The following is a 23,329-nucleotide window of genomic DNA, read 5'->3' on the forward strand; positions in this document are numbered from 1 at the left end:
CGACGATTAGGCAGCAGCATGAGCTTCATCTCCTGGTTGGTTTTGCTCGGGTAACGCTCGCTTAAGCCGGCAGCAGCTTGACGACCGTTTCGATGATGACGGATACGATCGGAATGGCCATGACCATGATCAGCACTTTACCGGCCAGCTCAATCTTGGAAGCGACCGCTTCCTGGCCGGCATCCCGCACGATTTGCGCGCCGAATTCGGCGATGTAGGCGATGCCGATAATTTTCAGAATCGTTTTCAGAAAAATCGTATTAATTTCCGCTTTATTCGCAAGCTCCTCCAGCACGCTGATCACGGTTGAAATTTTCCCGATGAGGAACAGAAAGATCGTAATACCCGTGAACGCCGTGAGCAAAAACGCGAACATCGGCTTCTGCTCTTTGATGATCAGCACCAGCACTGTCGTGATGAGCGCAAGTCCCACCACTTGAATGATTTCCATGGCCGCACCCGCCTATTGGAACAAAAAAATCGTCTTGATTTCTTTAAACAGGTTGTCGAGCAGACTGACGACCATGAACAACACGACGACAAACCCGATGACCGTGACCCAGTGGGCCATATCCTCTTTACCCATCTGCTTCAGCACAGTATGAATCATCGCGATAATGATGCCGATGCCGGCGATCTGAAATATCGCATTAACGTCCACGTTCATGTGCGGCACCTCATTCTTGAACCTATCCCTTCACTGGCCAAATCGGAGCTAGTACATCAATATGACGACGAGCGCCCCCATCAACAAGCCGAGACTCTTCCACATCCGCTCGTATCGCTGCTGTTCGTCTTTGGCCAGCTCCTCTTCTCCGCGCAGTTGGTTGACGGCCAGACGCAAATGCTTCACTTGATCGTCCCGGTCGGTTAGGCCGAGCTTAGCGCCTAGCTGCTGCATGATCTCCTTCTCCCCCCGGCCCAGCGACAGCTCGCGCCAACCGGCGGTTAGCGTCTCCCCCCAGAGCTGCTGAACCGGTCGTCCCGCGGTGTGTCCCAGCTCCGCCGCCATCCGGACGAACAACGCGCCGACGGCGGTCGCGCAAGCTTGCCCCGTGCAGCGCAGCGCCTCGGGCAGCGGGGTGAAGCCGTACAGGATCTCCGTTTCGAGCCGCTGCAGCATCCTGATCAGGTCGGCGATTTGACGGGGCCGCTTCGCCAGCTGTGAAGCTTGAAAGAACCCGAGCAGCGTGCCCGCGAGCAAGATCAACATCGCGCCGAGCAGCTTCAGCATGGCGGGCTTCCCCGCTTCCGCCTGTGCAGGTTACCGGCCCGTCTCATAGACTGACGCCTCCACGCAGCGCAAGCCGCTCGTCCAGCCGCTTGCCCTGGGCGTCGTACACCGCCGTACCCGGAGCTCCCGCGCCAGCGTCGGCTGCCGGTGCGCGCGACAGCACCACGAAGCGTTCGAAGACGCCGTCCGCCACCAGCTCCTTCAGAATCGGCCGCCCCTTGACATCCTGGGCGTCCCTTCCGTGTGCGGTGGCGATGACCGCGATCCCGGCGTGCAGCGCCTCGTGTACGGCCGCCGCATCTTCGGCCCGGCCGATCTCGTCGGCGATCAGCACCTCCGGCGACATCGAGCGGATCATCATCATCATCCCCTCCGCCTTCGGGCAGCCGTCCAGCACGTCGGTGCGCGGGCCGACGTCAAAGGTCGGAACGCCCCGCACGCAGGCGGCGATCTCCGACCGCTCATCGACGATGCCGACTTTGAACGCTCTGGACGGCGTCGACCCTTCGCCGCTTGCGAAGCCCTCGCTGAGCTGCCGCGCGATATCGCGCACCAGCGTTGTCTTGCCCTGCTGCGGCGGCGATACGATCAAGGTCCGCAGCACTTGTCCGGTCCGCGGTTCAAGCAGGAAGGGCAGCACCCGTTGGGCCGCGTTCTTCCATTCCCGAGCAAGACGGATGTTGAAGCCGCTGACGTCCTTGATGTATTTCACATGTCCATGCTCGACCACCGTTCTGCCGGATAAGCCGACCCGATGACCGCCTTGAATCGTTATGTAACCGCGCTTGAGCTCCTCCTCGAACGTATACATGGAGTGCTGCGTTAACAGCTCCAGCAGCAAAGCGCAATCTTGACGGGTCGGATGATAAGCTTGTTCCGTCCGGGAGCACGTCGCACCTTCCGCGGTGACGAAGGCATGGCCTGGTCCCCAGACGACCTCCAGCGGCCGATTTTCACGGATGCGAATTTCCTGAAGCGTCCGGCCAGGCGGCAACCCCGTTGCTAGAGTTGCTAGAATGTGCCGCAGCGGAGCGGAGAAGAAAGGCAATATCGATTGCATCTTTGAGCCTCCCTGTCCATCTTTTACAATCATGTGTATGCCATATCTACTGAATTATGACAGATTTACTTTTTTAAGATTCCGATAAAAATGCAGCTCACCCCGGCAAGCACCCACAGCAGCTTTCCGGCCGAAAGTTTGTCGGCCATCCCGACCAACCCAATCGTAGTTGTCGTCAGCAGCACGAGCGGTCCGACGAGCGCCAGCCCCGAGTTGACCAGCAGCGCCTTCTCAATTTGGTTGAAGCGCAGCATAAGAAGCGCCGCCAAAATTTCGATACTGCCGGATAATACGCGGATCGTCGCCATGCTGAGCACAATTTTATTGATCATTGACACGGAATTCACCCCATCCCCTGGTTTCCTTATCACTGTATGCAAGCTCGTCTGCTTTTAGGCTATCCGGGCACAACCCCAGCAGGAAATGCATACGATGTTTCATGAATTTTATTATTTATACAGCGAGGCGATAAGTAATGGAGGTTAGAACACCGCTGCAATGGCATTTTCAGCTTTGCGACCCGACCGGTCAGCGTACGAGCAAACCGCGCATTGCGGGCAAAACGATGGTAATCGACAAAGGGCTCGGACTCCATGCGATCGAAGATCTGCTGCAGACGGCAGGCGACTACATGGATATGCTGAAAATCGGTTTCGGCACTTCTCCGCTTTATAAAACGGCATTGCTGAAGAAAAAAATCGAGATGGCCAAAGCGCACAACATTCTCGTGTACCCCGGCGGCACGTTCCTCGAAGTCGCGATCGTCCAACAAAACATCGATCATTTCTTTGATATGATTGCCTATCTGGGCTTTAACGGGATAGAAATTTCCGACGGTACGATCCAGGTTCCGCGCGGGGTCAGAAGCGATTTGATTCGGCGCGGTGTAGATGCGGGGCTGACGGTTATTACGGAATACGGGAAGAAAGGCTGGGGCTCCGCTATTGAGCTGGAGGAGCTGGTTGAGACCGTGACGATCGACTCCGAGCTCGGGGCGGCGCTCATTACGATCGAAGGTCGGGAATCCGGCAAAGGAATAGGGATATACAACGAAGACGGCAGCTGTAAGGATGAGGAAATCGAGCTCGTGCTCAGCGGGGTGCCCAGTCCGGAACTGTTGTTGTGGGAAGCGCCGCACAAAGACCAGCAGGTTCATTTATTGAAGCGGCTCGGCAGCGGCATTCATCTCGGAAATATCGCGCCGGCCGATCTGTTCTCGCTTGAAGCGCTGCGCCGCGGACTTCGCTCCGATACGCTGGCCGGGGAGGCTGACGTATCGGATGCTGCGCCGGTGGCGGCCGAAGCTAACGTTGAGGCTGCGCCTGTGGTGAGCTGGTATTACCAAATTTAGGCAAGGAGTGACAACAGGCCGTGCACATTCATGTCATATCCAGCGTAAACGAAGCGCGCACCGAAGAGCTGCAGCACAAAACCGTCATCGTCATCGACGTGCTGCGCGCGACCTCCACGATGCTGACCGCGCTTGCGAACGGATGCCGGACCATCGTCCCCGTTGAGACCGTCAATCAAGCCAAGAGCATGCAGGGGAAAGACGAGCTGCTCGGCGGCGAACGATTTTGCAAAAAAATACCGGGCTTCGATCTGGGGAACTCCCCGCTGGAGTATACCTCCGAGCTTGTCACCGGCAAAACGGTCATCATGACGACGACAAACGGCACACGGGCGATTCAGAAGGCGGCGAAAGCGAGTCATATTTTGATCGGCTGTATGCTGAATGCCGCCGCCTGTGCGCGCAAAGCGGCCAACCTGACGGGCGACATCGTCATCGTTTGTGCCGGTACGCAGGATGTCTTTGCGCTGGAGGACGGCTTGTGCGCGGGTCTGCTGATCGATGAGCTGCTGCGGCTCCATGCGGCAGGAGCGGTCCGCGGAAACTTGACGGGGCCGAACGCACCTGCCTACGTGGACGACTTCGGTTTAGCCATGCTGCAGGCGTACCGGAACGTGCAGGACCGGCTATTAGACGCGCTACTGACGTGCGCGAACGGCAAACGGCTGACCAAGATCGGTTTCCATGACGATGTGGTCCACTGTGCCCAAACCCATGTGCTGGACCTTGCCCCCATGGTACGGCATGGCCGCCTGGAGGCTTAGTTAACGATTCCCCGCCAAGCTTGTTCTAAAAAGGCCCTGCGCTCATACACATAAATGAAGACACTTCCGGACAAGGGGCCTGCATATGAACGGGGATATTCTCTTGGTTGCGCTTATCATTATCGGACTGCTGGGCCGGTCCCACATTATTACGACGGCCGCTTGCGTGCTGTTGATTGTGAAGCTGATCAGTCTGGAGCGATACCTCCCGACGATTGAACGGAGAGGGCTGGAGCTGGGGCTGTTGTTTTTGACCATGGGGGTTCTTGTGCCGTTCGCAAGCGAGAAAATATCCATCAAGGACGTCACCTCGATGTTTACGACTTGGCCCGGCATACTCGCCCTGCTGGGGGGAGCCGTTGCGACTTATATGAACAGCAAAGGATTGGAGTTATTAAAAATAGACCCGCAAATGATTGTGGGTCTTGTAATCGGTTCGATTATCGGTATCGTGTTCTTAAAAGGAATCCCGGTCGGCCCGTTAATGGCCGCCGGGATTACCGCCTTTTTGCTCAAGGCGTTCACGTTCTTATTCGATAAGTTCCGTTAGTGCAGCCGGTGTTAACGGCGTTCCGAAGGACCGCCGACGAATACGGTCGTATCGGTGTCAAGGCCGTAAGCCGTGTGCAGGGCTTGGACAACCTCGTTCAGGCGGCCGTTCTCAATGACGCAGGACGTCTTAATTTCGGACGTGCTGACCATCAGGATGCTGATGCCGAGATCGGAGATCGTCTCGAACATTTTGGCGGCGACGCCCGGCGTACTGACCATGCCTGCGCCCACGATCGAAACCTTCACCAGGTTGTTCTCGGACGTCACTTCGCGGAAGCCGACGGTGCTGCGAATGCCTTCGATCGTTTGCAGCGCTTTCTCCAGATCGGAGAGCGATACGGTGAAGGAAAAGTCAGCCGCTCCTTGAGCAACGCCGCTTTGTACGATGATATCCACATCGATTTGCGCTTGCGCCAGCGCCGTGAACACCTTCGCCAGCTGCCCCGGTTTCTCTTCCACGCCCAAAATGCTGATGCGTGCGACATTCTTGTCGTAAGCGATGCCGCGTACTACGATTCCTTGTTCCATTGTCGCTTCCTCCTTGACGTTCGTGCCTTCATTATGGTTGAAGCTGGATCTTACGACCAGCTGCACATTGTAATTTTTCGCGTATTCCACCGCGCGCGGATGCAAGACCGCCGCTCCGAGGTTCGCAAGCTCGAGCATTTCGTCATACGAAATTTCGTTCAGCTTGCGCGCGCATTTAACAATCCGCGGGTCGGTCGAGTAAACGCCGTCCACGTCTGTGAAAATTTCGCACACATCCGCTTGAATCCCTGCTGCGAGCGCCACTGCCGTCGTGTCGGAGCCTCCGCGGCCAAGCGTCGTAATTTCGCCTTCCTCGGTCATGCCCTGGAAACCTGCGACAATGACGATTTTGCCGGCATCCAGCGCCTTACGGACACGTTCCGGCTTCATATCGGTGATTCTTGCCTTGCCGTGTACGTCTTCGGTAATCATCCCGGCCTGCCATCCGGTAAAGGATACGGCCGATTCGCCCAAACTATGTATCGCCATCGACAAAAGCGCGATCGATACTTGCTCGCCCGTGGACAGGAGCATATCCATCTCCCGCGCCGGCGGTGCGCCCGTATAAATTTGCTTTGTCAGGTCGATCAAATCGTCCGTCGTATCGCCCATAGCGGATACGACGACGACGCATTGGTGTCCTTCGCGGTGCCGTTCCACAATACGACCGGCAACCCGTTTCATCCGTTCGGCGTCCCCAACCGAGCTTCCGCCGAATTTCATTACTATCAGAGCCAAGCTGCTCACTCCCTACACAAACTTTTGCATAACTAAAATAGAATTATATCATAAGGGCGCCGCTCTGCGAAATACATAGTTGTCGAAAATTTTGCACCAGCGCCGGATAACAAAAATAGAGCGATCCGATGAGTATCGAATCGCTCTTCCATCCATCGTTACGCCAACGCTTCCGCCAGCTTCCGGCCAAAAGCACGGCACACTTCCTTCTCGTCGCCGGACGGGTTTAGCTCGACCTTCAAGCCTTCCTGAACGACATCGGCTCCTTGTTCCTTCAGCTTCGCGATCAACGTATCGACGGCAGCCCCGTACTGAGAGTACGAAGAGTCCGCCGAGCCGAACACGGCTGCTTTCCGGCCTGCTAGTTGAATGTCATCCATTTCCTCGTAGAAATCAAGAAACTCGTCCGGGAGATCGCCGTCTCCCCACGTATATGCACCCAGCAAGACGCCGTCGTACTTCTCCAGCTCCGAGGCGTTCGCGTCCACGACTGATTTCAAGACGGGCTCGATTCCCGCAGCCCTTACGCCATCGGCGACAAGCTCGGCCATTTCTTCCGTGTTCCCGGTCATGCTGGCAAAAACAATGATTACTGAACTCAAGATGGTTCCCTCCAATAGCGGGAATGATCGCTTCCCATATTTCTTGTTGTCTAACATTTGCAGATTGCGAAGGTTTCCGGAAACTAACAGCGCTACACCGATAATAAGTGATAATGATTATCATTGTCAATTATTTTTTTCATATTTTTTGACATGCAAAAAAGGCAGCCGTTTTCCCTGTTAGAGAGAACGGATGCCTTGTAACCGTTATCGGATTTCCTTGTCAGAGGTCAAGCTTGATATCGATGTAATGTTCAACCGTCGGATACGGATCGTAATAAGGATGCAGCAAGCTTTTCCATTGTTCATATTCAGGGGATTGACGGAAGCTGACCGTATGATCCTTCAGCGTTTGCCAGCGTACCAGCAAGACGTACTTGTTGTCGGTCTCCAGGCATTTATACAGCTCATGGTGAATATAGCCTCTCATGCCGGTTATGATTTTCGACGCTTGACGAAAGCTTGATTCGAACTCGCTTGCCAAGCCGGGCTTCACCTGCAACGTCGCCACTTCCATTATCATACGCACCCCACCCGATTCCCAAGTATTGTTCCCGCGCCGCTTACCCGCGATTCGGAAGTTGACCGCCGTCTTTCTCTCAATTGCCTCGGAATCCCGTTCATACCGTCCTCCTTCTGGATGATCGATCTACTTGCATATTATACCATTTCGCCCACTGCTTGGCATACACGTGATGCTATTGTGTCGATCTTCGGAAAGTTAAACTCAAAAAAACTGACGCCTGATAACATCCAGACGCCAGCTTTCGGCTAAGTCGTTTTTCCATGTTCGCTTACAGGGGTTAGAACCGCGGTTCTGCTTTACGTGTCCAAAAAATAATCAATCAATTTGCAAAAGGATTCCGTTTTTTCAATTTGCGTCCAATGGCCGCAATTCGAGAACGTATGGAGCTCCGCATTCGGCAGCAGTTGAGACAGCCGCCAGCTCGTCTCCTCAATCGGAATGATCTGATCCTCGCGGCCGTGAAACAGCAGAACCGGGACCTCGATGCTCCTTAGCTGCTCCTCGCTTAAAGCCAGAGCGTTGACATGACGCTGCCTCGGGGCAGGGAACATGGAGGCGAAAGCAGCCTGGTTTTCTTCATTTAACGTGGACTTGTACCGCATCTGAACCAAATCGTCATTTTCGGCAAAACGTTTGTCGTAAGAAAACAAATGAATGAGCTTTTTCATCGTTTCAAGGCTCGGGGTATATCCCCAAACCTGGTCCAGACCTTCCGTCAATTGAAATTGAATGCCTGCGCTTCCCATTAACACCAGTTTTTTAACCAGATCCGGCCGGCGGTAGGCGAGATGCAAGGCGATGCCTCCGCCCAACGAATTGCCGACAATCGATAGGGGACCGAGCTTCTTCGTTTCGATAAAGGCGATCATCTGCTCGACCCAAACGTCCACGCCGTATTGAATCGATTTCGGCTTATCCGACGAGCCGAAGCCGATCAGATCGGGCGCGTATAACCGGTGCTTCTTGGACAGGATGGGATAGACGGGGCGCCAATTGGCCCAAGCCGATACTCCCGGTCCGGAACCATGGATCAAGAGCAGCGGCTCCCCTTCTCCACCCTCGTGGAAATAAACTTGATGACCTCCGATTTTTTCGAAATACCCTTGTTCTGACATCTGATTTCCTCCTCTATTTTCATATCCTTACCTGCATTATTGCACGCGGAATTGGATCGTCCCGAGCCGGTCCCAGATCACCGTCACCGTATCGCCGTACGCAATTCGATGAGCGCCGGTCATTCCGCCCGTAATTCCGGGGCCTTGAAGATCCTGGGCGAGAATAAACGCAATTTCCGCTTCCACTTTCGGATGAATCAACTCATCGATGCGCAGCACGTCCCCGTCTACGACCATATAGTCGAATATGTATCCGTAGATCGGCTCTTGATAGGCGCTTGAGTACATGGCTCTCCCCCTAAACCGAGGATAGTGGATAGTTCGACTTTGCAAGTTCGGCGGCAACGTTCATAATCATATCCTCCTGACCGCCGACCGCTTTCCTTCTTCCCAATTCGATCAGAATGTCCCTGGCATCAAGCCCGAATTTCAAGGCGGCTCGCTGCGCGTGGAGGAGGAAGCTCGAATATACGCCTGCATAACCGAGCACCAGGCTTCCCTTCGTAATTTCCTGCGGTTTTTGTAAAATCGGAGCGACAATCTCTTCGGCTAAATCCATGAGCTTATACACATCCACACCGGTCTCAATGCCCAGCTTCTCCAGCACCGCGACCAATACCTCCGTTTGCGTATTGCCGGCCCCCGCGCCGAGACAGCGTACGCTTCCGTCGATCCAGGTCGCGCCTTCCTGAATGGCTGCAAGCGTGTTGGCCATGGCCAGCGATAAATTGTTGTGGCCGTGAAACCCGATATGAGCGGAAAGCGATTGCTTGAGCGCGCGAATTCTTTCCTCCACCTGAAACGGCAGCAGCGCGCCCGCGGAATCGACCACATACACGGTATCCGCACCGTAACTTTCCATCAATTTCGCTTGCTCCACTAACGTTTCGACCGGCGCCATATGCGACATCATCAAAAAACCGACGGTAACAAGACCCAGCTCCTTGGACCTGGCGATGTGCTGTGCGGAAATATCCGCTTCCGTCACGTGCGTAGCAATGCGAGCCATGCCGACGCCCAACTTCGCGGCTTCATTTAATTGTTGAATCGTTCCTACGCCCGGGAGCAGGAGCACCCCGATTTGGGATGTGGCGCATACGGATACGGCGGCTTCGATTAACTCCATTTCATTCGTCCGCGACAATCCATACTGCAGAGATGAGCCTGCAAGTCCATCCCCGTGTGAAACTTCAATATATGGAACATTCGCATCATCCAACGCCTTGGCCACGCTTATGACTTGTTCCAGCGTATACTGATGATTGATGGCGTGGCTTCCGTCACGAAGCGCGACCTCCGTTATCGTTAACTTTTGAACGGGTTTCAATGTCGTTCTCCCCTTTCTTGTCCGTTACACGGCGGATCGGGAAGATCGGCTCTTCGCAAATTCTTCCGCAACCTTCACGGCCGCAGCCGTCATAATGTCGAGATTTCCGGAGTACTTGGGCAAATAATCGCCCGCCCCTTCGACCTCAATGAATACGGTAACTTTGTTGTCGTCAAAGATCGGCTCGGTGCGAAGCCGGTATCCGGGCACATAGGACTGAATGGAGGCCACCGTTTCCTGAATGGAGGCCGTTATTGCGGCTTCGTCCACTTGACCTTCCACCAGCGCATATACGGTGTCCCTCATCATGATCGGCGGTTCAGCAGGGTTTAAAATAATGATGGCTTTGCCTATCTTCGCTCCGCCGATTTGTACGATCCCGTGAGAGGTCGTCTCCGTAAATTCGTCGATATTCGCCCTTGTGCCCGGTCCCGCGCTTTTGGATGCGATAGTAGCCACAATTTCCCCATAGCTCACCGGCGCAACTTTATGGATGGCATGGATGATCGGAATGGTCGCTTGTCCCCCGCACGTGATCAAATTAATATTGTCTGCATCCAGATGCTCTCCCAAATTGACGGACGGGACCACATAAGGTCCCACGGCGGCCGGCGTTAAATCGATGGCCATCTTGCCTTTTTCTTTGAGCATTTTCGCGTGACGAATATGCGCTTTGGCCGAGGTGGCATCAAACACAATATCCGCCAGGTCGGGAGCCTCATCCAAAAATGACTTCAAACCTCCGTCGAACGTGGCGTAACCTAAATTTCTCGCCCTCGTTAGTCCGTCTGACAAAGGGTCGATCCCGATCATCGCGGTTAGCTCCAAGAACGGTGACCTCGCAAGCTTAATCAACAAATCCGTACCGATATTTCCAGAGCCTAATATGGCCGCTTTCACTTTCCGCATGTCCTGTACCCCCGATCCCGCATTAGTTTGTAAACGTACGCGCCCGCCTCGCCGAGAATGCTCCATTTCAACGGGTAACCTCCATCCGTATCCACGCGACCGCGTCTTCCCGGTTCGCGTCTGAAATTTCGTGCGCGGCGGCGTACGTTTGGTACCGAATAGAACCGACTCTCTCTTTGAGATATTGATAGCTTTCCTCCCCGATATGAGGGGGGAAGATAGGATCGTCCTGGCCGTCCGACAGGAATACGGACAGATGATCCGTCGATTGAATCGGGTACTCTTCTTTCACGAAGGATGGGATGTAGCCGTTCATGGCAAGGACGCCCTTTATTTTTTTTCCAAGCCGCAATGCCAAGGTCAGGCTCAAGATCGCGCCTTGACTAAAGCCGAGCAAATACATGCGTTCCCGGTCGATCGGGTACCGGTTCGCCGCATAGTCGATGAAACGATCCAGCATGCCCACGCTTTCGTCAAACTGCTCGCGTTCGGGGTTTCCGTAGCCTTTCAGATAATAATAGGCATACCCGTTCTCATAGGGGCGCTGTCCCCTGACACCGATTACAATGAGCTTTTCATTCAACTCCTCGATGACGGATATCATGTCTTTCTCCGTATAACCGATGCCGTGCAGGGCAAAGACTACTGGATAGGTGATTCCCGGTTTCATGGATGCCGGGGTATGAATCGTATATGCGAACGGACTGGTCATATCCTTCCTCCCTAAAGTTTGTTGCAAGTTACCGAACCCGGTCACCCGGAAAATCGGCATCCGCGTTGTAATCGCTTGCAAAACCATCGCCGGAATAACCGCCGGGCCGACCCTTCTCCAGCTTCTTCATCCGAAGCGTCCGGCGAAAAATGAACTCGGAAACGGGCTTCACCCATTTCAACGAAACGGGACTGTGACAAACGATATCCTGCACAGGCTTCAGCTTTAATTCAATAACGTCCGACCCTTCTTTCCTGCGGGCAATGCCGTGACTGACTGCACCCCCGATTTCGGCGAGCACTTCATACAAGCCGCTAGCGGGGAGTGTAAAATAGGGCATCGTGACCACTTGAACGATAACCTGTCCCCGTTGTCCTACCGTCCGTACTTCGCTAATCCGACCTGCCGTCTCATAATATTTACCCAAGCAAGCTGTGACAAGCTGGACGTTTCCTTGAAGAAGCGACTCCCGAATAAGCGTCGAACTGATTTTTTGACCGAACAATTCCGCTTTCGGTATTTCCGTCACTTCGAAGCAGCCTTTACCATCTTGAGCGATGGTCTGCATGTTTCCGCTGCCCCGGTAGCCGTAAGTAAAATCGAAACCTGCAACGACGTGCTCGGCTCCCGCCGCTACAACATAGTTCCGGATAAATTCGGCCTGGCTCATCTTCGCCAAAGCGAGATCGAATTTGACAAGGTAGAGCGTATCGACGCCCATCGAACCAAAAATGCTCTCTTTTACATTTGCCGGCGTTAAATAGGAAACCGTCTTGCCTTCCAAAACCTCTTTCGGATGAGGGAAGAAAGACATGACCGAAAGCTTCAGTCTCTTCTCTGTGGCAATTTGCTTCGCCGTTTGAATTACGCGCTGATGACCGATATGCACACCGTCAAAAAAGCCTAACGCCATGACCGACGGCTCTTTGCCTTGGCGGGAAGGCGGTTGACAGGAAGTGAGCTCCACCGTTTTCAATGGAAATTTCCTCAGGACGAAAGCCTTTGTTCGTTGATGGATGCAAGCTCCCGGTACTTGCCCTGAAAGTAAATAAGCGGTTCTCCCTCATTCAACTGAATATCGGAGACTTCCCCTACAAACAACGTATGATCGCCGACGACATGCTCCGAAACGACACGGCAGGTCAAATGCCCCAAAGCGCCTTTAATGACCGGCATTCGGTCAAACCATTCAAAATCCAACGTACGTCCGTCTTTGATTTGTCCCGCAAACAACATGGAGGTTTCCTGCTGGTCCGCTGCCAGGAAGCTTACGGCATACCGGCCGGATTCCTTGATTTTGTCCAGCATTTTGGCTTTCTCCCCAATCGAGATCAGAACGAGTCTGGGGTTTAGAGAAACGGACAAGAATGCATTCGCTGTCATACCGTGCACTTCTTCCCCCGCGCCCGTCGTGATGACCGTAACTCCTGTTACGAATTTACCCATGGCATTACGAAATGTGCGATCGTCCATGCGTGTTCAACTCCCTTGTCAGTATTGTAATCATCATAGGACAATGCGGGTTCTTATCCTACAACGGTACCGTCGCAACTTGAGATGATTTAATGAACAATCTTCGTACGAATCGTGTTATAGTTCGGATCCCTCTTCCACTTCAACGTCGATGTCCAGCTCGCCCAGAGCAATCAACGAGTGAAGCGCCAAATAGATCTGATACGTCACGTTCGGCCGATTAATGTCCGATTGCAAAATTTCATTGACGCGCTGTAACCGGTAGCGCAAGCCGCTGATGGAGAAATTCATCACCCTGGCCGTTTTGTGGACATTGCATCCGTTGTTCAAATAGTGAAATAACGTTTTCGTTAATTCCATGTCTTTATTTTTATCTTCCCGGATTAAATTTCCTAATTTCTTATAAACGAATTTTTCGATCGTATCCGCATTTTTCGCCTGGAACAGCACGCCCTCGATTCCAAGCGAGTCGAAGTGCACGATGTTGGAATTGCGGTTCATGATCTTTAAAGAGGCTACGCTTTCTTCGTGAAGCTGCGTGATATCCTCCATGAGCTGGGCCGTGGAGCTTACTCCTAATTTAAAATCATCGTTTGGATATTTGCGTGACAAGAAATCGGCTATTTTCCGGCATACTTCTTTTTTGAAAACACTGATCTTCGATAAATCGCCTCCGGATAGAAGCATGATAATGATTCCCGATTTTTGTCCGGTGAGCGCATTAATCTGGCGATCCTTGCAGAAGATGGACAGCGAATTAACCACATCGTCAATGACGCTAAGATCTTTGTTCAGCGTCTTCTTGATCGTTTCGGAATGGATGGCTACCATAAAGTGAGGGGGTTTTAAGTCAAATCCGAGATAGTGGGCCCGTCTCATCAATTCTTCCGTACAAATTTGTCTGGCAAGCACATCCTCCAAAAAACTGCCTCTCATCCTCTGCTCGGCGGAAAACCTCGTGTGTTCGTTTAGCATATAGGTGGAACAAGCTAATGCGGCACGTTCCAATATCATCGAATCGACTTCCTGCGGTTGTTCCACATTATATAGAAAGGAGCAATAGCCGGCAATTTTACGCTGGAAAAAGATTGGAGTTACTAAATTATGGCCTGCGGGCGCTTTCATAAGCTCGGTTTTTGTAACGACTTTCAAGTCATGAATTTGACGCTGCTTCGCTTCCTCCTCGGATATCCCCGAGACGGCGAGTATTTTTTGCTGCGTATCTTCAATCATGACCGGAAGACCCGCGGTTTGAGACAACACGCCCGCGATTGAGGATAAGTCGTTCTCACGCAGCACCTCGTTCATTAACCGGGTATGAACCTGATACGATTTATTTAAGTTGTCTCTCTCGATCTTCAGCTTCTCGAACGTTTGATTCAGTTCGTTGATCAGGCTGTTCGGTTCATAATATTTTAAAATATCGTCGACTTCGCCGTTCCACTTCCTGACGGTCTTGCATACCGAATAACAACACTCGTCGCCCATCGCATGACAGCCTTGTTCAATGACGATTACTTTCTCCCCGATAATGGTGGAGAGGTATCCGCTGGCATAGCCGACTAACGTATGACAAACGGCATGATCGCTTTTACCGAAAAGCTTCAGGTGTTCTTTGGCTTCGTAAGAGTTTCTCCAGATCGCTTCCATATGGATCGTTTTCTCATCAAAGTCGAAATCGTTTTGCAATATAATGACTTCTTCCAAATGACCGTGTAAAATATGCATCTTGGGTCCGGCGTACAGAGCCTCTTCATTGTTGTCCCAATCCAATTTTTTCATTTTTAAAGCGTCGCTGACCCCGCAATGCCAGCCGTGACGAAGCAGGAATCCTTTCGTTTGTTCAGGACCCAATGTTTCAATCAGTTCTTTGCGCAAGGTGCCTAACGCCGAGGTAGGAATCGTAATCATTTTTTCAAACTGGGAATCTTCCGTCCCGAAAGCAGTTTTGTAAAATTGAGATAACTTTAAATCCGCAGCTTTCATAACTCCGCTCCCTAAGTAAGATTATTAAATCCAGATCATCCAACGTAGCATCAGAAGAGACTGTACACTTATGGCTTGGGAGAGAACTTGCCGCTGCACATCATAACGGTCGGACATGACAAACACGATATGATGTAAGCGCATTCAAAAGTGATGTCATAAAATTCCGCTTAATCCTATTATACCTAATTATTGAAACTAACAATACAAATATTTGAACCGTTATAGGAACAAAAACCGTATTTTTTTCGTACGAATCGTACGAAAAAAGCAGGCAAGCCAAAAAGCATTACCTATTTCAGCCTGGCAGCGCTGAGATCTGTAATGCTCTTTAGCATGAATCGGACGATTAGCCTATATTGGCAGCCTTTTTATGATCGATAACCGGGGTGCCGTACATAAAGAATTCTTGAGGCAGCGGAGAACCATACCAGATGATGCCTTTCTCAAGATCCTCTTCCTTCCAGGTAACCGGCTTCCAGGCCGGATCAAAAATCAAATACCCTGCATCTCCAAACAACTCGACGCGGTTGCCTCCCGGCTCGAATACGTACAAGAAGTTGGCTTGGCTAATCCCATGCTTGCCTGGGCCTGCGTCAAATTTAATACCGTTCTCTGTGAAAATATCGGAAATGTCCGACAGGTGCTGCGGATATCCATACCAGTAGCAAATGTGATGCATGCGGGCCTTCCCGCCCAGCGGATCGCCCATCATCGCAATCTCATGAACGAGCGGACTTACGCTAAGCCATGCCGCTGCATCCGTTCCATTATTTAATCTAACGTGCTCACGCAGATTAAAGCCAAGCTGATTCATCATAAAGTCGACATTGGGCTTCATTTCGCTTGCCATCAAGTTTACATGATCCAGTCGGCGAACCGGAACTCCGCGCGTCGGACGCTTCTGCGGACGGTTCAACAAGGGGGTCTTCTTCTCTTCCGGCGCCTGGTAGTATTCGACCTCCCACAGCAGTTCCATCTTATGTCCGTCCGGGGTCGTGAACTGATACGCAGCCCCGTGACCGTCTTCGTCGTCAAACCATCCTTTGCCAAGACCGGTCTCCTTCACGGCGTTGACACGACGTTCCAGAGCCTGCTTGGAAGACGTACGCCAAGCGACGTGACCCAATCCCGCTTCCTTCGCTTCCGTCACCTTCAGTGTATGGTGGTAGAAATCTTCATACCCTCTCAGATATACGGACTGTCCTCTTCTGCCGGTCTCCTCCATGCCTAACAGCTCTTTAAAAAACCACAACGTTTCATCCGGTTTCGGGGAATAAATCTCTACGTGTGCAAGCTGAGCCACATCAAAAATCGGTTCTTTTTCCATTTTGATACCCTCCCTGATTTTTTCTTTGTCGTATTGAGGATTTCGCTAACTTCCTTAACATTAGGATTGAACCACGTGGAATGCGTCCGGCACACCACCCCCTTATCGCGGAAGGTCATTACCGCTTCTTACCATACCGGGTCGCCCGGCATACCGAACATCGTCCGTCCGTAAGCGGCCATGGAATCCTCGTACAATTGGTTCGGGTGAGATGCCGCCGCGATAAGATCCCGCACAACCAATTCCACTGGGTCTCCTTTAAAGATGGAAGTGCCGCCAAGCGTTAACAGCGCTTTCAAAGCAAGTTCGGCCGAAGATCTCGCAACATAACCCCGCATGGCGAACAACCGCTCACGTTCCTCGTCGCTTACGGCGATTTTACCTTCCTGCTGCCATTCATTCAGCTGGTCGACATAACAGTTAACGACGCCTTCCAACGCATGAAGCTGTATTTTCATCTCGGCCATCACGCGCTGGCTGCTGGCAGCTTCCTTTTCCTTGGCCCCCATTTTGAACACGCGGACGCGTTTCTCCGTGCGCTCCTGGAACAACGACACGATTTTATCGACGCCACCCAATACGACTGGAAGAAAACCTAGCAGGAAGAGGGGCATGAACGGCATGCGGTAAACGGGATCGTTCGGGTCGTAGTCTTTTCCCGCAGGCAGCCCCGTGGCCAGCGCGCGACCTGCAGGGAAGACCCGATGCAGCGGCACAAAGGCGCCGTCTACGACTACTCCGTTGCTTCCCGAAGCGCGAAGTCCGATCGTATCCCAGTTTTCCACGATCTTGAAGTCGGACTTCGGCACCGCCATCAAGCAATATTCAGGGCCTTGACCGTCCGGCAGCTCCACGAGAGCGCCAAGCCCGACCCAATCGCTCCACAGAACTCCGCTGCAGAAATTCCAATGCCCGTAGAGACGATAACCGTCCCCCTCCTTCTCCACACGGCCGATCGGAGCGACAACGTCGGCGAGCAGTCCGCCCTTCTCGAATATTTCGTCGCTGCCCTTCGTTGGCAGATAAGCCACCCACAATTCGTGCATGGAGTAGAAATAGACGAGCCAACCAGCAGCTACGCTGTGCCTTGCCACCGTGCGGACGATGTCAACGTACGTCCCCAAGTCTACCTGCAGTCCGCCGTATTTTTTGGGACGCATCAGCTTGTGGAACCCGGCCTCCTCGATGGCTTGGGCCACTCGTTCGGAGAATCGTGCATTCTTGTCGGCTTCTACGGCCTCGGCTTCGGCAAGCTTGCCGATCGCTTCCGCTCTGGCAAGCAGATCTTCAATCTCCGAATGCGCTTCTGGCTTGAGCTTGTTAATTGCCATTTTCACATGCCTCCTTTAGTTAAACGCTTTCATTTTGTTGGGATTCAACCCGCTACCGCTTTTCCCCCATCACTCCTTGGTTTTTCTTATGAACTAATCATAAACAATTTTCGATTTACAATATGCAGACAATTATGCGGATTCAAGAGTCAATTTTCCGCCGTATTCATATGAATCGTATGAAACGAAAAACCCGAGCGACATTCATCGCTCGGGTTCATCTTCAAGGACTTTTTTGTTTTCGGCTAGGTCAGATGAGTGTTCTTTTTTATTTGAAGGGAGGATTGGATGGACTCTTTGCGAAGCAGCTCACGTACCGTATGGGCATCGGCAACAAAAAATAAATCGCACTTTATCAGGTTGCACAGCGCCTTTTGGGCTGCTTCCAAAGCTGTCTGTTCACATTGTAAGAGATAATAGCAGATGCTGTAACAGTCAGTTTCATGCTTTTTTAAAGTGGATAAGCGTTCCATAGTTTCCAAGTGAACTCATCCCTCGCGTTTACTTTTGAAGCATGCGAACTTCAACTTATTTGCTTATCCCCTATTTTAAAGCGTTTTTCCTTGTTGGATAGTACTATATTGTTCTAGTACCTTGGAGAGACGGTCTGCCGCAGTAAATTTTGTATATACTCATTGCAATTCGCACAGCTTATATAGATAAAGGAGGGATTCGCTTGGTGTTTATTTTGGGGCTGTATCTCATAAATACACTCTTGATGTTAATCGTTGCGGTACGCGAAGCACGCAAGCCGGCCAAGGCTTTGTTCTGGCTAACCATCAGTCTTATTATACCTGTCATCGGATTTGGACTGTATCTCTGCACATCCAATCCTGTGCGTATACGTGGAGAAAGACTGACCTCTCCGCATAATGAGACGGACACGCTGCCTGGTTCATTTAGCCGCTCAGCCTCGGCTATCGCCCATGCTTTACGCCATTTGACCGTGCATGGGCTTCGGACCGGCCGTGTTCAGGTGCTGATTAACGGCATCGAAACCTATGAGAAACTTATCGAATCCTTACAGAACGTACAAAGAACAATTGATATCGAGTATTTCATATACCGCGATGATCAGATAGGCAGGCGCATCACCGACCTGCTGATCGAACGGTCCGCAGCCGGCGTGCGGGTCCGCTTTATTCGAGACGGTTGGGGAAGCCGGAAATTTCCGCGGGCTCAAATCCTTCGAATGATGGATGCGGGGATTGAGTGCCGCACGTTTTTTCCGATGCGCTTCCCATGGGTACTGTCCAATTGGAATTACCGGGATCATTGCAAGATCGTTGTCATTGACGGAGCGGAAGCCTTTACAGGCGGTATCAATGTCGGGTATGAGTATACCGGGTTGAAGCCAAACGTAGGGTTCTGGCGCGACACCCATCTGTTCATCGCAGGTGAGGCTGCCGTGGACTTACTGGCCGTTTTCGATTCCCACTGGGGGATCGCTTCTCCGGAACAGAGCCGGACGAAGACACGTTCGAACGCCAACATTGCGCCTACACGTAAGCCCATTCAGCAGCCAAGTCCATTTTCGAAAAATATCGACCCTTCCGGCAGGGCCGCAATTTCCGGCTGGTTGACCGAATGGAGCGTCGAACCGGGCACCACAGCTGGCAGCGGTACTGACACCGGTCAGCAGAAAGAAGCGCTGCATGAAGCTTACGTGCAGACGCTGGAAGGCAACCCCGGAATTCCTACTCCAGTTATCCGGGAAGCGTACTTCATTTGTCTGACCCAAGCGGACCGGACACTTGATATCACAACCCCCTATTTTGTGCCCGATGCAGATATTATGATGGCCATCAAGACAGCCGCGGCGCGTGGAGTACGGGTAAGAATGCTGGTTCCCCGCCAATCGGATCAAAAAATCGTTGATCTTGCAAGCCTCACTTACTACGGAGAATTGTTGGAAGCCGGGGTTCATATTTACCAATACGACAAAGGGATGCTGCACGCGAAGGTGATGATCATCGATGGCGAAATTGCCGAAGTCGGCGCCGCCAATTATGATCTGAGAAGTTTCCGCCTTGATTACGAGGTATGCGAAATCTTGTACAGTGTCGGCGTGGCGCGTGAACTTACCGAGCAATTCGAGCGCGATCTCCTTGATTCCGTACAGCTGCGCATCGAAGATTTTGTTCAGCGTTCCCTTCCGCGCCGAACGCTGGAGCAAGCGGCGCGCCTGCTTGCTCCGCTGCTGTAGCCTGCAGGACAGACATGGATTGGTTTGCCGCACAAGGTCAACTGGCATACACGCGGATATGCTTCATAAACTAATAAAATAAATGATGACCCTCATTTTTTTATTAAAATACAAAGGAGCATGTTTGATGGATAGACTTCCTCCGGATCATGCAGCGCCGCTGCATATACCGCAGCCCATAAGGGATGACGGTGCAGGCGCAACCGATACCGGTCCGCGTGACGTCATGCGGGATCTTGAGAATCCCGATATGTTGGTTCCACCGGCTACTGACTCCGGTACGGTCCCCAATCTGAAGTTTTCATTCTCCGACACCCATATGCGCTTAGAGCACGGCGGCTGGGCGCGGGAGGTGACGGTAAGAGAGCTGCCGGTCGCGACTACGCTTTCCGGTGTGAATATGCGGCTGACGCCGGGCGGCGTACGGGAGTTGCACTGGCACAAACAAGCGGAGTGGGCTTTCATGATCAGCGGCCGGGCGCGCATTACTGCAGTTGATCAGGACGGGCGAAACTTTATCGATGATATGGGCGTAGGCGACCTGTGGTATTTTCCACCCGGCATCCCGCATTCGATTCAAGGCTTGGAGGAAGGCTGCGAGTTTCTGCTGGTCTTCGACGACGGCCGTTTTTCCGAGAATGATACCTTCACCATCTCCGACTGGTTCGCTCACACGCCGAAGGACGTACTGGCTGCGAACTTCGGCGTGCCGGAAAGCGCCTTTTCCCATATCCCGTCGAAGCAGCGATATTTGTTTCAGAGCAAGGTGCCCGGTGCGCTTGAAACCCAAAAGGTCGCGGATCCGTACGGCACTGTGCCGAAAAGCTTCAAACACCGGCTGCTCGCTCAGGAACCGATTCGCACTCCCGGCGGTACGGTGCGTATCGTAGATTCCTCCAACTTCCCCATCTCGATTACCATTGCCGGAGCGCTGGTGGAAATCGAGCCGGGCGGGATGCGAGAGATGCACTGGCACCCGAACAACGACGAATGGCAATATTATCTATCGGGCAAGGGACGAATGACGGTATTCGCGGCCGACGGCACGGCCCGCACCTTCAACTACAGAGCCGGAGACGTCGGCTACGTGCCGTTTGCCTGCGGGCATTACATTCAAAATACCGGCGACCGGACGCTCTGGTTTCTAGAGATGTTCAAGAGCGACCGCTTCGCCGATATTTCCTTGAACCAGTGGATGGCGCTAACCCCGCACGAGCTTGTACAGGATACCTTGCATGTTGGACCTGAATTCATGGAGGTACTGCGCAAAGAAAAATGGCCTGTTGTCAAGTACATGAACAGCTCCAAATAACGCCAAGAACCGTACCCCGATATAGAGGGTACGGTTCTTTAGGCGTGGGAAGGACGTCTTTACGCCCGCGAAATGTATTGACCTTCGCGAGTATCGATCAGCAGCACATCGCCTTCATTAATGAAGAGCGGCACTTGAACGTTGAGGCCGGTTTCGACTTTGGCGTTTTTGGTCGCGCCTTGCGCAGTGTTGCCTTTGATGCCCGGCTCGGTTTCGACGACTTTCAGCTCGACGCTGTTCGGCAGGTTGATCCCCAGGATCTCGCCTTGATAGCTCAAGATGTTGATCATCATGTTTTCTTTAAGGAAATTCAATTCCCATTCGATTTGCTTTTGATCGAGGTTGATTTGGTCGAACGTTTCCGTGTCCATGAACGTATGCTCTTTACCGCTCGCATACAGGTACTGCATCTGGCGGTTCTCAATATGAGCGCGGCTAACGTTCTCGCCGGCGCGGAATGTACGCTCGACGGTGTTGCCGTTGCGCAGGTTTTTCAGCTTGGAACGGACGAAGGCCGCGCCTTTACCCGGTTTTACGTGCTGGAAATCGATAACCGTGAACAAATCGTGGTCCACTTCAATGGTTAAGCCTGTTTTAAAATCGTTAACTGAAATCACTTTAAAAAACCTCCCTAAAAATGTGAGCAGACGGCGTACCGCCGCTACCAGGTGTAAGCTTTATGGAATCACAATCAAGTCTTTGCTTGATTGCGTCAACCTGCGGTTACCGTTCTCTGTAATGACGATGTCGTCTTCAATGCGTACTCCGCCGAAGCCGGGTAAATAAATGCCAGGCTCGACCGTTACAACCATCCCCGGCTCCAGCACGATATCTCCCTGTACGGAGAGCCGCGGCGCTTCGTGAATTTCCATCCCGAGCCCGTGGCCGGTGCCGTGTCCGAAGAAATCGCCGTAGCCGTGCCGCTTGATGACGTCGCGGGCGACGGCATCCGCTTCCCGTCCGGTCATGCCCGGACGAATGCGGCTCAACGCTTCAAGCTGCGCTTCCAGCACAATACCGTAGATCTCACGGTGCTTGTCCGCAGGCTTACCGAGTACGACGGTACGCGTAATGTCGGAGCAATATCCTTGATAGTACGCGCCGAAATCGAGCTTGACAAATTCGTCGGTGCCGATGACCCGGTCGCTTGCTTTACCGTGCGGCAGTGCGGAACGTTCGCCCGATGCGACGATCGTTTCGAACGAAGTCGAAGCCGCTCCGTGCTTGCGTACGAACATCTCGATCTCGAGCGCGATGTCCTTCTCCTTCAACCCCGGCTTCAATAAGCCTAAGATATGGGAGAACGTGCGATCCGCCAGATCAGCCGCCGCTTGCATAATTGCGATTTCCGTGTCGTCCTTGATCAAGCGCAGCGTTTCGACGAGCTTATCCGTAGGAACCAGGTCGATGCCGTTCAGTGCTTTGCCGTACGAAACGTAGGAGGCGTAAGTCAGATCCTGCTGCTCGAACCCGAGCTTGCGGAGCCCTGCGCCCGTCAATATGTCCAGAATCGTTACCATCGGGTTCGGAGCGTGCTCCACCACTTCGTAGCCTATCGCTTGCTGCGGGGCCTGCGTCATGTAACGGAAATCCGTTAACAGCACCGCCCGCTGGCCTGTGATCAGCACATAGCCGGCCGATCCGGTAAACCCGGTCATGTACATCCGGTTCGTGGCGTTCGTAATCAGCAAAGCTTGCAGCCCTTGCTGTTCCATGATCGACCGAAGCCGGTTTATTCGCTGCTGCTGCATCGTTATCCCTCCGAACGTTCAAAATGTAGAACGAGCGCTCGCAAGCCGAGCTCGTAGCTGTCCGCGCCAAAACCGGCGATCTGTCCGAGAGCGACCGGAGCCAGCACCGAAACGTGTCGAAACGATTCCCTTTTATGAATATTCGAGAGATGAACTTCAACGGTCGGAATCGCTACCGTACTGATCGCATCGCGCAGCGCGTAGCTATAATGGGTGAAAGCGCCCGGATTAATAAGAATGCCATCCTTCGTGCCGTAAGCGCTATGTATGCGGTCGATCAATTCGCCTTCGTGGTTCGATTGGAAGCTCTCAAGTCCGACACCTAAAGCACCGGCCACTTTGCCCAGCTTCTCTACGATTGTTTGCAGCGTTAGCGTTCCGTAAACACCCGGCTCACGAACACCGAGCATGTTCAAATTCGGCCCGTTCAACAACAAGATTTGTTTCACCGAATGTCCTCCTTACCGTGAAAAACAGCACAACCTTTGCTATTTTACCATATGTTTCATCGGTTTGAGAACT

General features: G+C 52.7%; 27 protein-coding genes. 5 read left to right on the forward strand and 22 right to left on the reverse strand.

Features of this window, described 5'->3' with window-relative positions; genetic code table 11:
* Positions 1–61 precede the first annotated feature (61 nt).
* The 5 genes from spoIIIAD to ACZ439_RS02355 all read right to left on the reverse strand — a co-directional run bounded on the left by spoIIIAD (position 62) and on the right by ACZ439_RS02355 (position 2,626).
* On the reverse strand, positions 62–451 hold the full coding sequence (spoIIIAD, locus tag ACZ439_RS02335; RefSeq protein ID WP_054799647.1) for a stage III sporulation protein AD: 390 nt from the start codon (positions 449–451) through the stop codon (positions 62–64).
* 12 nt (positions 452–463) lie between these two features.
* Positions 464–667 carry a stage III sporulation protein AC gene (gene spoIIIAC, locus ACZ439_RS02340; RefSeq protein WP_127605509.1) on the reverse strand — a complete coding sequence of 68 codons (204 nt, stop codon included), beginning with the start codon at positions 665–667 and terminating at the stop codon, positions 464–466.
* A 48-nt stretch (positions 668–715) separates the two neighbouring features.
* Positions 716–1,234 carry a stage III sporulation protein SpoIIIAB gene (spoIIIAB, locus tag ACZ439_RS02345; protein WP_054799646.1) on the reverse strand — a complete coding sequence of 173 codons (519 nt, stop codon included), beginning with the start codon at positions 1,232–1,234 and terminating at the stop codon, positions 716–718.
* A 43-nt stretch (positions 1,235–1,277) separates the two neighbouring features.
* Complete coding sequence (gene spoIIIAA / locus ACZ439_RS02350; RefSeq protein ID WP_054795204.1) at positions 1,278–2,294, reverse strand: stage III sporulation protein AA; 1,017 nt, start codon at positions 2,292–2,294, stop codon at positions 1,278–1,280.
* Between the two features lie 65 nt (positions 2,295–2,359).
* Complete coding sequence (locus ACZ439_RS02355; RefSeq protein ID WP_127605511.1) at positions 2,360–2,626, reverse strand: YqhV family protein; 267 nt, start codon at positions 2,624–2,626, stop codon at positions 2,360–2,362.
* Between the two features lie 143 nt (positions 2,627–2,769).
* Between ACZ439_RS02355 and comA the strand changes: the two genes are divergently transcribed.
* The 3 genes from comA (at position 2,770) to ACZ439_RS02370 (ending at position 4,959) form a co-directional block, all read left to right on the forward strand.
* Complete coding sequence (gene comA / locus ACZ439_RS02360; RefSeq protein WP_155614804.1) at positions 2,770–3,645, forward strand: phosphosulfolactate synthase; 876 nt, start codon at positions 2,770–2,772, stop codon at positions 3,643–3,645.
* A gap of 20 nt (positions 3,646–3,665) precedes the next feature.
* Complete coding sequence (locus ACZ439_RS02365) at positions 3,666–4,409, forward strand: 2-phosphosulfolactate phosphatase (protein WP_464620576.1); 744 nt, start codon at positions 3,666–3,668, stop codon at positions 4,407–4,409.
* 85 nt (positions 4,410–4,494) lie between these two features.
* Positions 4,495–4,959 carry a DUF441 domain-containing protein gene (locus ACZ439_RS02370; protein WP_054795206.1) on the forward strand — a complete coding sequence of 155 codons (465 nt, stop codon included), beginning with the start codon at positions 4,495–4,497 and terminating at the stop codon, positions 4,957–4,959.
* Positions 4,960–4,970: 11 nt separating this feature from the next.
* Here the strand turns inward: ACZ439_RS02370 and ACZ439_RS02375 are convergent, their stop codons facing one another.
* From ACZ439_RS02375 to ACZ439_RS02440, 14 genes are all read right to left on the reverse strand, one after another.
* Complete coding sequence (locus ACZ439_RS02375) at positions 4,971–6,227, reverse strand: aspartate kinase (protein WP_054795207.1); 1,257 nt, start codon at positions 6,225–6,227, stop codon at positions 4,971–4,973.
* A 158-nt stretch (positions 6,228–6,385) separates the two neighbouring features.
* Positions 6,386–6,829, reverse strand: a complete 444-nt coding sequence (locus ACZ439_RS02380) for a flavodoxin (protein ID WP_054795208.1) — start codon at positions 6,827–6,829, stop codon at positions 6,386–6,388.
* Positions 6,830–7,052: 223 nt separating this feature from the next.
* The gene (locus tag ACZ439_RS02385) at positions 7,053–7,352 is read right to left on the reverse strand and encodes an antibiotic biosynthesis monooxygenase family protein (RefSeq protein WP_054795209.1); all 300 of its coding nucleotides are present in this window, start codon (positions 7,350–7,352) and stop codon (positions 7,053–7,055) included.
* Positions 7,353–7,651: 299 nt separating this feature from the next.
* Positions 7,652–8,470: an alpha/beta fold hydrolase gene (locus ACZ439_RS02390; protein WP_127605518.1), complete on the reverse strand. Its 819-nt coding sequence runs from the start codon at positions 8,468–8,470 to the stop codon at positions 7,652–7,654.
* 36 nt (positions 8,471–8,506) lie between these two features.
* Positions 8,507–8,758: a hypothetical protein gene (locus ACZ439_RS02395; protein WP_054795210.1), complete on the reverse strand. Its 252-nt coding sequence runs from the start codon at positions 8,756–8,758 to the stop codon at positions 8,507–8,509.
* A gap of 10 nt (positions 8,759–8,768) precedes the next feature.
* On the reverse strand, positions 8,769–9,797 hold the full coding sequence (gene dmpG, locus ACZ439_RS02400) for a 4-hydroxy-2-oxovalerate aldolase (RefSeq protein ID WP_155614803.1): 1,029 nt from the start codon (positions 9,795–9,797) through the stop codon (positions 8,769–8,771).
* Positions 9,798–9,821: 24 nt separating this feature from the next.
* Entirely contained in the window at positions 9,822–10,706 is an 885-nt protein-coding gene (locus tag ACZ439_RS02405) for an acetaldehyde dehydrogenase (acetylating) (protein WP_054799093.1), read from the reverse strand.
* A 67-nt stretch (positions 10,707–10,773) separates the two neighbouring features.
* A complete protein-coding gene (locus tag ACZ439_RS02410) occupies positions 10,774–11,418 on the reverse strand; it encodes an alpha/beta hydrolase (RefSeq protein WP_464620577.1) in 645 nt (214 codons plus the stop codon).
* A 28-nt stretch (positions 11,419–11,446) separates the two neighbouring features.
* On the reverse strand, positions 11,447–12,385 hold the full coding sequence (locus ACZ439_RS02415) for an FAD synthetase family protein (RefSeq protein WP_236595942.1): 939 nt from the start codon (positions 12,383–12,385) through the stop codon (positions 11,447–11,449).
* Positions 12,386–12,405: 20 nt separating this feature from the next.
* The gene (locus ACZ439_RS02420; RefSeq protein ID WP_054795213.1) at positions 12,406–12,891 is read right to left on the reverse strand and encodes a flavin reductase family protein; all 486 of its coding nucleotides are present in this window, start codon (positions 12,889–12,891) and stop codon (positions 12,406–12,408) included.
* Between the two features lie 117 nt (positions 12,892–13,008).
* Positions 13,009–14,877: a XylR N-terminal domain-containing protein gene (locus ACZ439_RS02425; protein WP_127605528.1), complete on the reverse strand. Its 1,869-nt coding sequence runs from the start codon at positions 14,875–14,877 to the stop codon at positions 13,009–13,011.
* A 349-nt stretch (positions 14,878–15,226) separates the two neighbouring features.
* Positions 15,227–16,207, reverse strand: a complete 981-nt coding sequence (locus ACZ439_RS02430; protein WP_054799086.1) for a catechol 2,3-dioxygenase — start codon at positions 16,205–16,207, stop codon at positions 15,227–15,229.
* A 128-nt stretch (positions 16,208–16,335) separates the two neighbouring features.
* A complete protein-coding gene (locus ACZ439_RS02435) occupies positions 16,336–17,538 on the reverse strand; it encodes an acyl-CoA dehydrogenase family protein (protein ID WP_464620578.1) in 1,203 nt (400 codons plus the stop codon).
* 245 nt (positions 17,539–17,783) lie between these two features.
* Complete coding sequence (locus ACZ439_RS02440) at positions 17,784–18,020, reverse strand: hypothetical protein (RefSeq protein WP_141333997.1); 237 nt, start codon at positions 18,018–18,020, stop codon at positions 17,784–17,786.
* Between the two features lie 236 nt (positions 18,021–18,256).
* Here ACZ439_RS02440 and ACZ439_RS02445 point away from each other — a divergent pair, with 236 nt between their 5' ends.
* Both ACZ439_RS02445 and ACZ439_RS02450 read left to right on the forward strand, forming a co-directional pair.
* Positions 18,257–19,744 (forward strand): phospholipase D-like domain-containing protein, encoded by a 1,488-nt coding sequence (locus ACZ439_RS02445; RefSeq protein WP_464621102.1) that lies wholly within the window; start codon positions 18,257–18,259, stop codon positions 19,742–19,744.
* Between the two features lie 127 nt (positions 19,745–19,871).
* Positions 19,872–21,056, forward strand: coding sequence for an oxalate decarboxylase family bicupin (locus ACZ439_RS02450; RefSeq protein WP_464620579.1), 1,185 nt, complete (start codon positions 19,872–19,874; stop codon positions 21,054–21,056).
* 59 nt (positions 21,057–21,115) lie between these two features.
* Here ACZ439_RS02450 and efp read toward each other — a convergent pair whose 3' ends face one another.
* From efp to aroQ, 3 genes are read right to left on the reverse strand one after another with little or no spacing between them, the layout of a single operon-like run.
* Positions 21,116–21,673: an elongation factor P gene (gene efp / locus ACZ439_RS02455; protein WP_054795217.1), complete on the reverse strand. Its 558-nt coding sequence runs from the start codon at positions 21,671–21,673 to the stop codon at positions 21,116–21,118.
* Between the two features lie 60 nt (positions 21,674–21,733).
* Positions 21,734–22,807: a M24 family metallopeptidase gene (locus ACZ439_RS02460; RefSeq protein ID WP_054795218.1), complete on the reverse strand. Its 1,074-nt coding sequence runs from the start codon at positions 22,805–22,807 to the stop codon at positions 21,734–21,736.
* A 2-nt stretch (positions 22,808–22,809) separates the two neighbouring features.
* Positions 22,810–23,256 carry a type II 3-dehydroquinate dehydratase gene (aroQ, locus tag ACZ439_RS02465; protein ID WP_054795219.1) on the reverse strand — a complete coding sequence of 149 codons (447 nt, stop codon included), beginning with the start codon at positions 23,254–23,256 and terminating at the stop codon, positions 22,810–22,812.
* Positions 23,257–23,329: the final 73 nt, after the last annotated feature.

The sequence above is a fragment of the Paenibacillus sp. JCM 9796 genome (assembly GCF_055379675.1).